The organism is Streptomyces sp. NPDC048295 (genome assembly GCF_040652135.1).
In the GTDB taxonomy this organism is placed as follows: domain Bacteria; phylum Actinomycetota; class Actinomycetes; order Streptomycetales; family Streptomycetaceae; genus Streptomyces.
This window is the reverse complement of the sequence record NZ_JBEZLL010000003.1, coordinates 188,682-202,399: the sequence shown is the minus strand read 5'-3', so window position 1 is coordinate 202,399 and position 13,718 is coordinate 188,682. Positions and strand designations below refer to the sequence as shown.

Below are 13,718 nucleotides of genomic sequence, written 5' to 3'. Positions count from 1 at the left end.
TGCCCCTCAGCCCCTCAGTCCCATTCCAGGCCGCCGCGACGCCACACATAGGCGTAGGCGACGAAGACGGTGAGCACGAAGAGCAGCATCTCCACGAGCCCGAAGATCCCCAGGGCGTCGAAGGTGACCGCCCAGGGATAGAGGAAGACGATCTCGATGTCGAAGACGATGAAGAGCATCGCCGTCAGGTAGTACTTGATGGGAAAGCGGCCGCCTCCGGCCGGAGTGGGTGTGGGTTCGATACCGCACTCGTACGCTTCGAGCTTTGCCCGGTTGTACCGCTTGGGGCCGATAAGCGTGGCCATGACCACGGAGAAGATCGCAAACCCTGCCCCGAGGGCGCCGAGCACGAGGATGGGCGCGTAGGCATTCACGCTCCTCGCTCCTTCCAGTCGTCCTTGACCGTTGGACCGCATCGGGCGACCGGCTCACCACCCCACCAAGATCGTGCACATGTGAGGCAGTTCACAAGCCCGACTGCCCCGCATCCTATGCCCGCCGTCCTGTGATCTGCGACACGGGGTACGACAACGCCTTTGTGATCTCCACCACCTGACGAAGGATCATGAAGTCGGATGAGCGGTGATCTTCACACGCGAAGCGGCCGAGTGATCACGAGACGTGACATCTGATGCCGTTACCGCTGGTCAAACGGCTGTTGCCCTATCAAGAGATGGCCATACCAAGCAAATTGGCGATGGACATCCCGGGGTGATAAAGGATCTTCCGCTTTCGACCCCGATCGACTGCCCACCGCTCACCCCACCCCCACCCGGGGCCACTCGAACCTCACCCGGGAGAGGGGCTGCGGGGAGCGAAGTGGACACACGCGAACATTTGCGATCAACCGACTGAACGGGACATCTCCCCCCACCCGGCACCGCCTTGGGCGCATGGCGCATTCCCGACCCCCGCGCGATGATCGCGCTGTGACCTGCGTCACTCCATCAAGGCTTCAACAAAAGCGGGCTTGGCCATCGGTGTGAACGGATGGTAAGTGGCGGGCAATTCGGACGTATTGCCGAAAGACCGTGATCACAGCGGTGATCGGGCATGCCCGTTTTGCGCGTTACGGCGTCAATAAGGGCCGACAGAAAGCGGATTCACAGGTTCCGTACGTAACTGTGTCGCAACACACGTTTCTTGATGGGAGCCCCGGGGCCCTGATAGCGCTAGTACTCATGTCCCACACCGCTCACATACCCAGCCACCGGAAGCCCCGCCGAAACGCCTCGAAGACGGCGCTGCGGGCCGGAGTTGCCGGTGGCGTCCTCAGCACCATCGCGGTCGCAGGCGCCGCCGGTCCGGCCCAGGCCGAGCCGGTGACCCAGACCATCGAGATGCCCACCATCACCTCCGGGCTCTCCACCGCCGTCGCCGCGTCCGCCCAGGCCACGCAGCAGGTCGCCGAGGACCTGCAGACGCAGGCCCAGGAGGACGCCGCAGCCGCCACCGCGGCCAAGACCGCCAAGAAGGCCAAGGCCGAGGCGGTCCGCAAGGCAGAGGCCAAGAAGAAGGCGGAGGCCGCAGCCAAGGCCAAGGCGGAGGCCGCCGAGCGCGCCTCCCGCTCCACCGCCCGTACGACGCTCAGCGCGACCTCCGGCTCCACCGCCGGCACGGCCGTGTCCGCCTCGTCCTCCTCGTCGAGCGCCACCGGCTCCGCAGCGGCCGTCATCGCCTTCGCGCAGGCCCAGGTCGGCGACGCGTACGTCTCCGGCGGCACCGGCCCCAACTCGTGGGACTGCTCCGGCCTCGTCCAGGCCGCGTTCCGTTCGGTCAACGTCGACCTGCCGCGCGTCTCCCAGGCCCAGTCCACCGCCGGCACCCAGGTCTCCCTGAGCAACCTCCAGCCGGGCGACATCCTGTACTGGGGCGGTGCGGGCAGCGCGTACCACGTCGGGATCTACGTGGGCAACGGCCAGTTCGTCGGTGCGCAGAACTCCAGCACCGGTGTGGTGCAGCGCCCGCTGTCCTACGACCCGCCGTCGGGCGCGGTCCGCGTTCTCTGATTCACAAGCGCCGTCGCGGCGCGCGATGAAGGGCCGTCGCTCTCCCCGCTCGGGAGCGACGGCCCTTCGCCGTTTCCGGTCCTGGCGAGAAATCTCCGGCCCCGCGGCGGAAAAGCGACACCACCCCCGGCCGGCAGCGTTGACGTCGCGAACCTGCCGGACACCGTCCACCGTCGCTTGTGAACTGGGGCGAACAGCCCTCGCGTCACCGAGCACAGGACGGCTCCCGCCATGACCACCAGCGCGGCCACCACCCCCTCCGAACGCATCGCCCTCCCTCCCTGCACCCCCTTGCGCGGCCGGCTCGCCGTCGTCTCCGTGATGCTGGGGATCTTCTCGATCGTCACCGCCGAGATCCTGCCCATCGGCCTGCTCACATCGATCGGTTCCGACTTCGCCGTCTCGGACGGCACGGCGGGGCTGATGATGACCATGCCCGGACTCCTCGCGGCGGTCTCCGCCCCCTTGGTCACCGTGGCGACGGCGCGTGTCGACCGGCGCGTGATGCTCTGCGCGTTCATGCTCCTGCTGACCCTGGCCGACTTCCTCACCGCCGCCGCGACCGACTACCGCCTCGTCCTGGTCGCCCGGGTGATGGTCGGCATAACGATCGGCGGCTTCTGGTCCATCGGGGCAGGACTGGCCGGCCGGCTGGTCCGACCGGCGTCGGCCGGCCGGGCGACAGCGGTGATCTTCTCGGCCGTCCCGCTGGGCTCCGTACTCGGTGTCCCCACCGGTACGTTCATCGGCGGCCTGGCCGGCTGGCGGACGGCGTTCGTGGTCATGGGGGTGCTGAGCGTGGGCGTACTGGCCCTGATGCTGCTGGTGGTTCCACCCCTGCCGCCGGCCCGGGTCACCCGCGCGAGCCTGCTGCGCACCGTGCTCGACCGACCCGGCACCCGGTTCGCCCTGGTTCTCACCTTCCTCATAGTTCTGTCCCATTTCGCGACGTACACCTACGTCACCCCCTTCCTGGAACGGGTCACGCACGCCGGTCCGGCGCTGATCACGGTGTTCCTGCTGGTCTACGGCGCCGCCGGGATCGTCGGCAACTTCGCCGGCGGCGCACTCGTGACGCGCCGCCCGCGCGCCGCGGTCTGCCTCGCCGCGGGCCTGATCGCCGCCGCGACCGCGCTGCTCCCGGTCCTGGGCAGGTGGGACGCCGGAGCCGTCGCGCTGCTGGCTGTGTGGGGAGTCGCGTACGGTGCGGTGCCGGTCTGCTCGCAGACCTGGTTCGCCAGGGCCGCGCCCGAAGCGCCCGAAGCGGCGTCCGTCCTGTTCACCGCGTCCTTCCAGGCGACCTTCGCCCTCGGCGCCCTGGCGGGCGGAGCCGTACTCGACCATGTGTCCGTGTCCGCGGTCATGCTGCTCGGCGGCGCGGTCGCTGCTCTCGCGGTGGTCGTGGTGACGGGGACGGGCCCGGGGCCCCGATGCGTCCGGGGGCAGCGCACCTGAAAGCCGGGAGTTCGGCCACCTGATCCGAGTCCGCCCCACAAGCGCCCTCCGCGCACTGCGGACCGAGCACGATCGCGGCCATGGTGGGGAGAGCCCCACCATGGCGCGCGGTGCTGGCACCCCAATGAATTCGGGGGACCGCTTTACTGCCCGAATCGTCTGCTGACTGCACGATGATTACATGCAGCAGACGCAGGCTCATTCGCCCGGTCGCGGTCGCGATCCATTCATAGACGTCATCAGAGCGCTATGCGTGCTGGCCGTTATTTCCCAGCACTGGCTCATGCCCGTACTGGCCTATGAGAATGGGCATTTGAGCACCGGCAATGCGCTCGCGAGTCCCGGCTGGTGGATTGTCACCTGGCTGACGCAGGTCATGCCCATGGTGTTCTTCGCCGGTGGCGCCGCCAATTTCTTCTCGTTCCGGTCGGTGAAATCGGTGAACACCTGGCTCCGGAGCAGAATTGCGCGTCTCCTGGTGCCGGTCATACCCCTGGCAGCCGTATGGCTGCTGCTGCCCCACGCGTTGATCGGTGCGGGGGTGCCTGAGCAGCCGGTGCTGATGGCGGGCAAAATAGCCGGGCAGCTGCTCTGGTTCCTCGCCGTCTATGTGCTCGTGGTCGCGCTCACGCCGGTGATGTTCACGTTGTACCGCCGGTACGGCTGGCGTGTGATCGGTGTGCTCGCCGTCTGCGCCCTGGTCGTCGATGTGCTGCGCTTCGAGGTCGGCTCCGCGATCGGTTTCGTGAACGCCCTGTTCGTCTGGCTGGCGGCCCACCAGCTCGGCTTCCACTACGCCGACGGCGGCCTGCGCATGCGGAGCGGATGGGCATCGGCGGGGCTGTCCGCGGTCGGCTTCGGACTCACCGCGGCCGCTGTGTTCTTCGGGCCCTATCCGGCGTCCATGATCGGAATGCCCGGGGCCCCGGTCTCCAACATGAGCCCTCCGACCGCGCTGATGCTGTCGCTGACCATCGGCCAGCTCGGACTCTGGCTGACGCTCAGGCCGGTGATAACGCGATTCGCCGAACGCCCCATGGCCACCGCCGTACTTCAGTGGTGCGGAACCCGCTTCATGACGCTGTATCTCTGGCACATGCCCGCGCTCGTGATGACGGCGGGAATCGCAATTGTCGGACTCGGCTTTTCGACACCGACGCCCGGCAGCCCGATGTGGTTCGCGGTGGCACCGCTGTGGGTCGGCGTTTCGGGGCTGTTCCTGGTGTGCTTCACCAGGATGTTCGGCCGGTTCGAATTCCGTCGCCGTTCCGCGGCATCGGAAATGGGCCTCGGCAAGGTCGTTCTCGCGGCGGTTCTTTCCGCCGGTGGCCTCCTCGGACTTGCCGCGCAGGGATTCATTTCCCCCGGAAATCCGATCGGTCCAGTGCTCTGGGTAACGCTGGTGCTGGCGGGACTGCTCGTCGTACGGGAGAGGAACGCCCCGAGGACCGCTGTCGCGCAAGGCGCTCGCACTGTGCCCGTTCAGTCGGCCGGCCGCCAAGAGGGTGCCCGGGTCCTCGCCGGGCAGGGCAGCGGATGAGCGCCGCTCCCGGAGCGGGGACCGCGCGGTGGGGGGCCCACCGCGCGGTCCCCGCATTTCTGCACCTCATGCCCCGTCGACTGCGAGCTGCAGCCGGACCAGGCCGACCAGGCCGTCGATGAGGGGACCTGGCTCGACGGACGGGTCGAGCGACCGCTGGAGCAGGTAGCCGTCGATCGCCGCCGTCAGGGTCACCGCGACGGTGAGCGGACGCGCGACCCCTCGGGCCCCGAACCAGTCGCACAGCCGCTGCCGCAGCTCGGCCAGCAGGGCGGCGATTTCGGCGCGCAGCTCGTCGTCCCGGCTCGCGGCGACGAGGGACTCGTACAACAGCAGCAGTTCCGGGTCACGCGGGTCGTTGGCGGACAGCGCGCGGAGCATGGTTTCCACGGCCACGGCCGGATCCGCCTGCGAGAGGGCATCGTCGATCCGGTCGAGGAAGAACGTCCGGATCTTCCGCACGGCGGCGATGCGCCGGAGTTCGCCGATGCTCCCCACGTGGTAGTGGATCACCCCGGTGTTCACGCCCGCGCGCTCCGCCACCCGCCGGCTGCTCACACCGCCCCAGCCGAGCTCGGGGATGAGGGAGGCGGCGGCTTCGATGATCTTCTCGCGCGTGTCCGTCCCGCGCGAGGGATTCGTGGACCCGTTGCTCACAGCCGTACTCCCTGGATCGCGACCACGGCGATCACGCCGGCCGAGGCCAGTGCGATCGCTTCGAGGACGAGCAACTGCACCGGCAGGGGGTCGGGCACGACCGGGAAGACCGCACCGAGGTCGGCCGCGAACACCGCGATGTAGCCGATGCTCAGCACCAGCGCCGCCACGAAGGCCCAGTGTTCCCCGGCCATGGCGAACCCGGCCACCACGAAGCCGGCGAGCCCGAGAGAGGTCAGATAGACGTTGAAGCTGTTGAACTGCCACCGGGGAAGCGGGGAGAAGTCCCTCGTGTCGATCAGCTTCCCCGGGACCATGGGAATCAGCAGAAGCGCCTCCCAGACCAGGAGTGCCGCGATCACGGTCCCCAACAAGGATTGGTTCATCACGCTCTCCGATACGTGTTGTGCAGCAATCGGCCTTCTGTTTGGACGATAGACCTGGACGGTCGTCCAAATCAAATGGAGAGGTGAGCGCCGCTCACGGGTCCCGCTGCTCCGGTACGTACGCCGGGCGCCTCAGCGTCCGGCTGCGGCGAGGGTGAACCACACGGTCTTCGAGTGCGGCGAGCGGTCCCCGTACGCGGTGGTCCCCCACCGGGCGGCGAGAGCGTCCACGAGCAGAAGCCCCCGGCCGTTCTCGTCCGCGCCGTCCTCCGGCGAGGGAGTGCGCGCGGGCTGCGGTACGGGGAGGCGGCCGGGTTCGTCGTCCGTCACGTACACCGTCACCTGTCGGTGGTTGACGGTGACCTCCACCCGCACCTGTGGCGAGGCGGTGTGGCAGTACGCGTTGGAGACGACCTCGCTCACGCAGAGCCGGGCGTCGTCGACGAGGCCCGGGTGCCCGGAGGCCCACAGCACCGTCGCCACGAAGTCGCGCACGATCCTGGGGGCGGTGGGTGCGTTTGGCGCGACAAGCCGGTATCGCTCGCCGCGCTGGGGGAGGTAGGGGACGGGTGCTGGAGGAGCGGTTACGGGCGGCATGGCGCGGTCTCCCTGCGTGCGGCGGTCTCCGGGGCGTCGTGCGGTGGGCGTGGTCCGTGGCATTGACCGAGCTCCATAAGCGCTCAACTCGCTTACGGTCGGCTGCACTTCGGGCCTGATCAGCCCTGGGCTCGACACAACCGGACGTTAGGGCACAACAATGGGACGGCGCAACAATGGGACGGCCGTAGCACCCATACGAGTGGACCAGCAGCACGGTTGGGCGGCACACTCGTACCCGCACGAAGGGGAGGGCCCATGCCACCGAGGAGCTATCCGACCGCCAGACAGAGGCGGCTGGGTGCGGAACTTCGCAAGCTGCGCGAGCGTGCGGGGATGTCCGGGAGTGAAGCGGCCGCATACCTGGGCGGCGAGCGGGCCCAGATCAGCCACATCGAGTCCGGCCGGTACGGAGTGAGCAGCGAACGGGTACGCCGGCTCGCAGCTCACTACTCAGCCACCGACAAGCACCTGGTCGACGCCCTGGCCGAGATGGCCGAGGAACGCACCAAGGGATGGTGGGACGACTACCGCGGAATACTCTCGCCCGGATTCCTGGACCTGGCGGAGCTTGAGCACAAGGCGTCCTACATTCGCGCCATCCAGACGCTCAACATCCCTGGCGTGTTTCAGACGGAGTCGTATGCACGAGCCATCATCCGGAGCGGAATCACCGACCTTCCCGCTGATGAGCTGAGCGCCCGCGTCGAACACCGCACCAGACGGCGCGACATCTTCGACCGCCCCAGGCCAACCCCGTTCGAGGCGTTCATCCACGAGGCCGCATTGCGCATGCGGTACTGCGACCCAGAGACCATGCGGGCGCAACTCGCCTTCCTGCACGAGGTTTCCACCTGGCCGTCCGTGACGATCCGCATCATCCCGTTCGCCAGGCAGATCACCGGTTCAGTAGACTCGACGCTGTACGCCGGTGCCAGCATCCCGGCACTGGACACCGTCCAGCTGGACAGCGCCTTCGACGCAGGCTTCCTGGACGCCGAGGCCCAGTTGGCGCGATACCGAGCCCTCCTCGACTCCATCGAGTCCGTCTCTCTCGACACGGAGGAGTCCGCACAATTCATTCAACGCATCGCACAGGAAATGTGAGTCCACCCGCATGACCGACGCAATCAACTGGCAGAAGTCTTCCTTCTCCGGGGCAGGCGACAATCAGAGCTGCATCGAGCTGGCACCCGTCGACGGCTCGATCAAGATGCGCGAGAGCGATGACCCCGACATCGTCGTCACCACGAGCGTCGCCAAGCTGCGCGCGTTCGTGCTCGGCGTGAAAGCCGGGGAGTTCGACCACCTGATGTGAGCACCGCCCGCAAGCGCCCTCCGGTTCGAACACCGGGGGGCGTTTTGCACACCAGGCGCAACACAGGGACGTCACACCGCTGCGCACCCCCCTCGCCGCCTTACGGCCGGTCGTCGAGCACGGCTACCGGTTCGAAGCCCTCCGCCACGGCCCCGCCACCGGCTTCGTCCCCGAGCCGATCGACCTCCGCATCCTCGCCACACCGCAGGAGGCCGTCCGTGCCATCCGCGTCCGGCTCCGGGCGAACCATCTCCTCGGTCTCACGCCGCGCGAACTGATCCGCGCCCACCACCGGGCGGACCAGGGCGGCCGGGTGCAGGCCCTGGGGGCGCTCCGTCGCGGCGAACCCTGCGGGTTCACGCTCATGCTGCGCGGCGGCCGGCACATCGAATGGCACGTCCGCCCACTGACGTACGTATCGCTCGACGCCCTCACCCGGCACCGTCCCACCCCGCTCCCCATCGCACAGAACTACGTATGAGTTAGGCTCGCCGGGGCGCAGCGAGGGCATCGATCGGGCTCAGGTATCGGCCCGCTGGGCCGGAATGTGAGGCCGCCCGTGCGGGACTACTTGCTCATGCTGTTCATCACGGCGGCCGTGACCCACCTCCTGACCGGCCCCGTAAGGAAGTTCGCGATCTCCATCGGGGTGGTCCCCGAGGTCCGGGCACGCGACGTGCACCGCGAGCCCACTCCACGTCTGGGCGGCATGGCCATGTTCGGTGGGCTGCTGGCCGGGCTGCTGGTCGCCTCCCACCTGCCGCACCTGGAAGACATCTTCACCCAGAGCTCGACGCCACGGGCGCTGCTGTCCGGCGCGGCACTGATCTGTCTGCTCGGCGTACTCGACGACAAATGGGGCGTGGACGCGCTGGTCAAGCTCGGCGGCCAGGTGCTGGCCGCCGGAGTGATGGTCTTCCAGGGACTGACGATTCTCTGGCTCCCGGTGCCGGGCACCGACGGGATCTACCTCTCCGACTGGCAGGGCACCCTGCTGACCGTGGGACTGATCGTCGTGTCCATCAACGCGGTCAACTTCGTCGACGGGCTCGACGGCCTGGCGGCGGGCACGGTGGGCATCGCGGCGTCGGCGTTCTTCCTGTACGCGTACCGGCTCTGGTACGGCTACGGCATCGAGGCCGCCGCGTCCACCACGCTGATCTCCGCGATCCTGGCGGGCATGTGCCTGGGCTTCCTGGTCCACAACTCCCACCCGGCACGGATCTTCATGGGCGACTCGGGCTCGATGCTGCTCGGCCTGCTCATCGCCGGATGCGCGGTCTCGGTGACGGGTGAGGTCGACCCGAGCCTCCTCAAGCAGTCGGTGGACGGCACGTCCGGGTCGGCCGCGATGGTGCCCGTCTACATTCCGCTGATGCTGCCGCTGTCCGTCATCGCGCTGCCCGTCGCGGACCTGGTGCTCGCCGTCATCAGGCGTACCTGGAACGGGATGTCCCCCTTCGCCGCAGACAAGGGCCACCTCCACCACCGTCTGCTCCAGCTCGGCCACTCGCACCGCCGGGCCGTGCTGCTCATGTACTTCTGGTCGGCGCTGTTCTCGTTCGGGATCGTGGCCTACTCGGCGCGGGGCGCCAAGTCCTGGATGCTCTTCGGGGTCGCGTCCGTCTGCGCGGTGGGCCTGTTCCTGCTGCTCCAGCCCCGTTACGCGTCCGGCCTCACCCGACGGCTGTTGCGGCGCCGGTCCAGGGGCCGCGTGGTCGCCTCCGGCGGGATGCGCGCCGGAGCCGAGGAGGAGCACCGGGTTCCGTCCGGGTGAGCGCGGTGCTCCGGCCGCCGAGGGTACGGCCCGGGGCCTGTCCGGCGGATCGGGGCAGGACCGGGCCCCGGGGCGGATTGCGCTGCGGGGCCGCGTCGGCAGCGCCTGCGGTATCCGGCGTCACGCGGGCCGGGCCGTCGGACACGGTGGCGGCTCTCGCGGCCCGCATAGGCTGACCGTTTCATCCGACGCACCGCGACGAGGATCAGCCCATGCGCAACAGCACCGTGATCCGCCTGATCGAGCCCACCGACGCCGCCCCGATAGCCGCGCATCGGGTGCGGGACTTCGAGGCCTTCCGGCCGTGGGAACCGGCCCAGCCCGCCGCGTTCTTCACCCCGGAGGGCCAGGCGGAGCGAATCGACAGCCTGCTGGCCGGATACCGGGCCGGCACGGTCTGGCCGGGCGTGGTGCTCGCCGACGACCAGGTGATCGGGCAGGTCACCGTCGGAGGCATCCTTTCGCAGCCGCACCTGCGCCGCGGCTCCGTCGGATACTGGATCGCCGGCGCCGTCCAGAATCAGGGGCACGCCGGCCACGCCGTCGCCCTTGTGCTCCGGGTGATGACGGAGGAACTCGGGTTGCACCGCGCCGAGGCGTCCACCAGCCTGGAGAATCTGCCGTCGCAGCGGGTACTGCGCCGCAACGGGTTCAGCCCGTACGGCGTCGCGCACTCCTCGATCCTTCTCGATGGAAGCTGGCGGGACGGGCTGCTGTGGGAGCGGATCCTCGGCGACTGAAGCAGCCGTTACGGACGCCGGGTTCATCCCTTGGTCGCGCACCCGAAGACTTTCGGCGGACGCCCTCCCCCGCCCCCGCTCCACAGACTGGCGGCAACACACGAACCGCCGACCCATCGGGGAGTCAGAGTGCATCGCGACGAGCGCAGCAGGGGCATCAGCCGGGCGGGGTTCCTGGCCGGGGCCGGGGCGGTCGGGGCCGCGGCGGCAGCCGGATCGCTCCTGACCGGGCCGTCGGCCTCGGCGGCCGCCACGGCCGACCGCCCGGGCAGCAGCGGACTGAAACACCGAGGGGTCTGCTACACCGTCGGCGCGGGCGAGACCCCCGGCACCGCGTGGAGCACCGCCCGTATGCGCAAGGATCTCCGCGCCATCAGGAACGACCTGCACGCCACGTCGATCGAGGTGACGGGCGACGGCGTCGACCGTCTCGACGCCACCGCGTCCGAGGCCGCCGAACTCGGCCTGCACATCTGGCTCCAGCCGACCCTGGGCGACCGTCCCGCTTCGGAGATCCTCGGCCATCTCGCGGAGACCGGCCGGCACCTGGAGCGGCTGCGCCGTCAGGGGGCGCGGGCCGACCTGAGCGTGGGGTGCGAGTTCTGGCTGTTCGTACCGGGAATCGTGCCCGGCGACAACGCGCAGGAGCGGATCCGCAACCTGCTGGAGGGCAACGTCGACCCGGAGCGGATGATGCGCCGCCTGTCCGCGTTCACGGCGCGGGCCGCCGCGGTCGGGCGGTCGGTCTTCGGCGGCAAGCTCTCGTACGCGGCCGCGCAGGACGACGAGGTCGACTGGAACCTCTTCGACATCGTGGGGATCGACTACTACTCGTACTTCCCCGACCGCGCGGACTACGCGCGCGAGCTGCGCTCGTACCTGCGCTGGGGCAAGCCGCTGGCGATCACGGAGTTCGGCACGTGCACGTACGCGGGCGCGCCCGAGCAGGGCGGCATGGGGTGGGAAACGGTCGACCACACCAAGCAACCGCCGGAGATCAAAGGCGGCTTGGTACGCAGTGAACGGACCCAGGCCGCCTATCTCACCGAACTCCTCGGCGTCTTCGAGGAGATGGGCCTGTACGCCGCGATGGCCTTCGAGTTCGTCACCGCCGACGCCCCGCACTCACCCGTCCCGCGCTACGACCTGGACATGGCGAGCTACGCCGTGGTGAAGCCGGTCAAGGACCGGTTCGAGGACCCGGAGTCCGACTGGCACTGGGAGCCGAAGCAGGCCTTCCACGCCCTGGCACGGTGCTACGGACGAGCGGGGCGCCGCTGACGCGCGTCGTCCGGAGCGGCACGCGGGAGGTGGCGGCCGGCCCGTCGCGCTATCGGCTGCGCAGCGCATCCACGGCGATGCGGGCGGCCGTGCCGATGACGGCGTCGGCGGCGGGGAGCGTGGCCGCGGTGTGGGCGGTGCGGGTGAAGACGGCGACGGCGTAACGGCCGCCGTCGGGGTACTCGACGACGCCCACCTCGTTGCGCAGCGTCGGCAGCGATCCGGTCTTCCCCGCGACGTGCACGTCGTCGAACGGGAAGCCGGAGGCCAGGCGGTGCGGCCACACCTGGAGACCCATCACCCGCCGGATGGCTGCCCCGTGTTCGGGCGTACACGCCTCGTCGCGCCAGACGGCACGCAGCAGCCGGGTCATGTCGCGCGGGGTGCTGTGGTTGGAGCGGGCCGGGTCGAGGGCGCGCAGCCGCGCGACGACGTGCGGGTCGGCCAGCGCCCGGGCACCGGCGGGTCCCGCGTCCTCCTTGACCGAGGCGAGCATGGCGCCGAAGGTGTGCACGGCCCGCGTCGCGTCGAGGCCGAGGCGAGCGGTCGCGCGGTTGACCGCGTCGAGACCGACCCGGGCCAGGAGCAGATCCGCCGCGGCATTGTCGCTGACGGCCATCATCAGGTACGCGAGATCGCGCAGCGACAGCCTGGTGGCGTCCAGCATCGCGGCGAGCCCGGTGGGCCCCGGGGTACGACCGCCCGGCGGGCATTCGACCTGCTCCGTGAGGTCGAGGTCGCCGGCCGCGGCGAGATCGTGCAGTGCGACCAGCAGGCACAGTTTGTGGACACTCGCCGTGCAGACGAGGTGGTCGGCGTCGACGCCGAGCCGGGCACCGGAATCGATGTCGAGGGCGTGCAGCCGCCCGGTGACTCCGGCGTCGGCGAAGGCTGCACGGATACGGTCGGGGGCGTCGGGCACGTTCACGGTTCGGGTCACAGCCAGTACTCCGCTGCCGGGCGCAGATGCATCGGGCGGGTGGGGGTGTCGGGTCGGGCGTCGGCGGTGGTGCGCAGCGCGTGCGTGGCCGCGTCGGCGAAGGCTCGTACGGCGGTGTCGCCGTGCCCGCGCGGCCAGGCGACGGAGTGCCGCCAGGCCAGCGGGGCGCCCGCGAGCGGGCGCCACACCAGGTCGGCGTCGGGTTCGGCGGCGTGTGCGTCGCGCGGGCCGAAGGCGACGGCGCCGACGGAGAGCACGAGGCCGCGCACAAAGCTGGCGCCCTGGCCGTGCCGGACCGCGGGCGGTGTGTAGCCGCCGCGGGCGCAGGTGGTGAGCAGGTCGTCGTAGAGCACGGGGGCGCCGGCCCGTGGAAAGAGGATCAGGTCGGATCCGGCGAGCGCGGAGAGCGGCACCTCGGCGAGTGCGGCCGCCTCGGCGTCGCGCGGCAGCAGCACGCCGAGATCGCGCCGGAGCACCGGGCCGAGTTCGAGGCCGGTCACGTCGCAGGGGTGGTGGATGAGGCCGACGTCGAGTTCGTGTGCGGCGAAGCGAGTGAGCTGGTCCGTGGTGGACAGTTCGTGCAGCTCCAGTTCCACGCCGGAGCGCCGGTCCTGGAAGCCCGTGAGGAGCGCGGCGACGGTGTCACCGGCGATGTCGGGCGGCAGCCCGGCCCGCAGCAGTCCGCTCTCCCCGTCCCTGATCCGGCGCGCGGCCGCCCGCAGTGACTCGGACCGGGCGAGCAGCTCGCGCGCCTCGGGCAGGAGCAGCAGGCCCGCCTTGGTGATGGCCACCTGGCGGCTGGACCGGTCGAAGAGCCGCACCTCCAGCTCCCGCTCCAGCCGCTGGATGCGCTGCGACAGGGGCGGCTGGGCCATTCCGAGGCGGGCCGCGGCACGTCCGAAGTGTGACTCTTCTGCAACAGCCACAAAGCACTCCAGGTGCCTGATCAGGTCCACGAGCAGCAATCATATGCAATTTTGATTGATGAATCACCGATATTGGACTTGGACAGATGCCT

The 13,718-nt window shown here is 69.6% G+C and carries 15 protein-coding genes; 8 read left to right on the top strand and 7 right to left on the bottom strand.

Features of this window, described 5'->3' with window-relative positions:
• Positions 1 to 14 precede the first annotated feature (14 nt).
• Positions 15 to 374 carry an NADH-quinone oxidoreductase subunit A gene (locus AB0D53_RS05465; RefSeq protein WP_003992243.1) on the bottom strand — a complete coding sequence of 120 codons (360 nt, stop codon included), beginning with the start codon at positions 372 to 374 and terminating at the stop codon, positions 15 to 17.
• An 807-nt stretch (positions 375 to 1,181) separates the two neighbouring features.
• Here AB0D53_RS05465 and AB0D53_RS05460 point away from each other — a divergent pair.
• The 3 genes from AB0D53_RS05460 to AB0D53_RS05450 all read left to right on the top strand — a co-directional run bounded on the left by AB0D53_RS05460 (position 1,182) and on the right by AB0D53_RS05450 (position 5,004).
• Positions 1,182 to 2,009 carry a C40 family peptidase gene (locus tag AB0D53_RS05460; RefSeq protein ID WP_362440490.1) on the top strand — a complete coding sequence of 276 codons (828 nt, stop codon included), beginning with the start codon at positions 1,182 to 1,184 and terminating at the stop codon, positions 2,007 to 2,009.
• 231 nt (positions 2,010 to 2,240) lie between these two features.
• Positions 2,241 to 3,464: an MFS transporter gene (locus AB0D53_RS05455; RefSeq protein ID WP_362440487.1), complete on the top strand. Its 1,224-nt coding sequence runs from the start codon at positions 2,241 to 2,243 to the stop codon at positions 3,462 to 3,464.
• A 181-nt stretch (positions 3,465 to 3,645) separates the two neighbouring features.
• Entirely contained in the window at positions 3,646 to 5,004 is a 1,359-nt protein-coding gene (locus AB0D53_RS05450) for an acyltransferase family protein (protein ID WP_362440484.1), read from the top strand.
• A gap of 66 nt (positions 5,005 to 5,070) precedes the next feature.
• On the opposite strand, the gene AB0D53_RS05445 is transcribed toward AB0D53_RS05450, so the two are convergent.
• The 3 genes from AB0D53_RS05445 to AB0D53_RS05435 form a co-directional block, all read right to left on the bottom strand.
• The gene (locus tag AB0D53_RS05445; protein WP_362440481.1) at positions 5,071 to 5,661 is read right to left on the bottom strand and encodes a TetR family transcriptional regulator; all 591 of its coding nucleotides are present in this window, start codon (positions 5,659 to 5,661) and stop codon (positions 5,071 to 5,073) included.
• Positions 5,658 to 6,047, bottom strand: a complete 390-nt coding sequence (locus AB0D53_RS05440; RefSeq protein WP_362440478.1) for a hypothetical protein — start codon at positions 6,045 to 6,047, stop codon at positions 5,658 to 5,660. The genes AB0D53_RS05445 and AB0D53_RS05440 overlap by 4 nt, the downstream gene beginning before the upstream one ends.
• Positions 6,048 to 6,179: 132 nt before the next feature.
• Positions 6,180 to 6,644: an ATP-binding protein gene (locus tag AB0D53_RS05435; RefSeq protein ID WP_362440475.1), complete on the bottom strand. Its 465-nt coding sequence runs from the start codon at positions 6,642 to 6,644 to the stop codon at positions 6,180 to 6,182.
• A gap of 258 nt (positions 6,645 to 6,902) precedes the next feature.
• Between AB0D53_RS05435 and AB0D53_RS05430 the strand changes: the two genes are divergently transcribed.
• Entirely contained in the window at positions 6,903 to 7,751 is an 849-nt protein-coding gene (locus AB0D53_RS05430) for a helix-turn-helix transcriptional regulator (protein ID WP_362440472.1), read from the top strand.
• Between the two features lie 10 nt (positions 7,752 to 7,761).
• Positions 7,762 to 7,962, top strand: a complete 201-nt coding sequence (locus tag AB0D53_RS05425) for a DUF397 domain-containing protein (protein ID WP_362440469.1) — start codon at positions 7,762 to 7,764, stop codon at positions 7,960 to 7,962.
• Positions 7,963 to 8,062: 100 nt separating this feature from the next.
• Here the strand turns inward: AB0D53_RS05425 and AB0D53_RS05420 are convergent, their stop codons facing one another.
• Complete coding sequence (locus AB0D53_RS05420; protein WP_362440466.1) at positions 8,063 to 8,359, bottom strand: hypothetical protein; 297 nt, start codon at positions 8,357 to 8,359, stop codon at positions 8,063 to 8,065.
• Between the two features lie 150 nt (positions 8,360 to 8,509).
• Between AB0D53_RS05420 and AB0D53_RS05415 the strand changes: the two genes are divergently transcribed.
• From AB0D53_RS05415 to AB0D53_RS05405, 3 genes are all read left to right on the top strand, one after another.
• Positions 8,510 to 9,739 carry an MraY family glycosyltransferase gene (locus tag AB0D53_RS05415; RefSeq protein WP_362440463.1) on the top strand — a complete coding sequence of 410 codons (1,230 nt, stop codon included), beginning with the start codon at positions 8,510 to 8,512 and terminating at the stop codon, positions 9,737 to 9,739.
• Positions 9,740 to 9,951: 212 nt separating this feature from the next.
• A complete protein-coding gene (locus AB0D53_RS05410; RefSeq protein ID WP_362440460.1) occupies positions 9,952 to 10,479 on the top strand; it encodes a GNAT family protein in 528 nt (175 codons plus the stop codon).
• Between the two features lie 129 nt (positions 10,480 to 10,608).
• Positions 10,609 to 11,760, top strand: coding sequence for an abortive phage infection protein (locus AB0D53_RS05405; protein WP_362440457.1), 1,152 nt, complete (start codon positions 10,609 to 10,611; stop codon positions 11,758 to 11,760).
• A 49-nt stretch (positions 11,761 to 11,809) separates the two neighbouring features.
• Here the strand turns inward: AB0D53_RS05405 and AB0D53_RS05400 are convergent, their stop codons facing one another.
• Positions 11,810 to 12,682: a serine hydrolase gene (locus tag AB0D53_RS05400; RefSeq protein WP_362441013.1), complete on the bottom strand. Its 873-nt coding sequence runs from the start codon at positions 12,680 to 12,682 to the stop codon at positions 11,810 to 11,812.
• Positions 12,683 to 12,696: 14 nt separating this feature from the next.
• Positions 12,697 to 13,626, bottom strand: coding sequence for a LysR family transcriptional regulator (locus AB0D53_RS05395; protein ID WP_362440454.1), 930 nt, complete (start codon positions 13,624 to 13,626; stop codon positions 12,697 to 12,699).
• Positions 13,627 to 13,718: the final 92 nt, after the last annotated feature.

Excerpts from the sequence above, each read along its gene's own strand:
- AB0D53_RS05460 (WP_362440490.1), top strand. The coding sequence starts at position 1,182 with ATGTCCCACACCGCTCACATACCCAGCCACCGGAAGCCCCGCCGAAAC.
- AB0D53_RS05455 (WP_362440487.1), top strand. The coding sequence starts at position 2,241 with ATGACCACCAGCGCGGCCACCACCCCCTCCGAACGCATCGCCCTCCCT.
- AB0D53_RS05450 (WP_362440484.1), top strand. The coding sequence starts at position 3,646 with ATGCAGCAGACGCAGGCTCATTCGCCCGGTCGCGGTCGCGATCCATTC.
- AB0D53_RS05440 (WP_362440478.1), bottom strand. The coding sequence starts at position 6,047 with ATGAACCAATCCTTGTTGGGGACCGTGATCGCGGCACTCCTGGTCTGG.
- AB0D53_RS05435 (WP_362440475.1), bottom strand. The coding sequence starts at position 6,644 with ATGCCGCCCGTAACCGCTCCTCCAGCACCCGTCCCCTACCTCCCCCAG.
- AB0D53_RS05430 (WP_362440472.1), top strand. The coding sequence starts at position 6,903 with ATGCCACCGAGGAGCTATCCGACCGCCAGACAGAGGCGGCTGGGTGCG.
- AB0D53_RS05425 (WP_362440469.1), top strand. The coding sequence starts at position 7,762 with ATGACCGACGCAATCAACTGGCAGAAGTCTTCCTTCTCCGGGGCAGGC.
- AB0D53_RS05410 (WP_362440460.1), top strand. The coding sequence starts at position 9,952 with ATGCGCAACAGCACCGTGATCCGCCTGATCGAGCCCACCGACGCCGCC.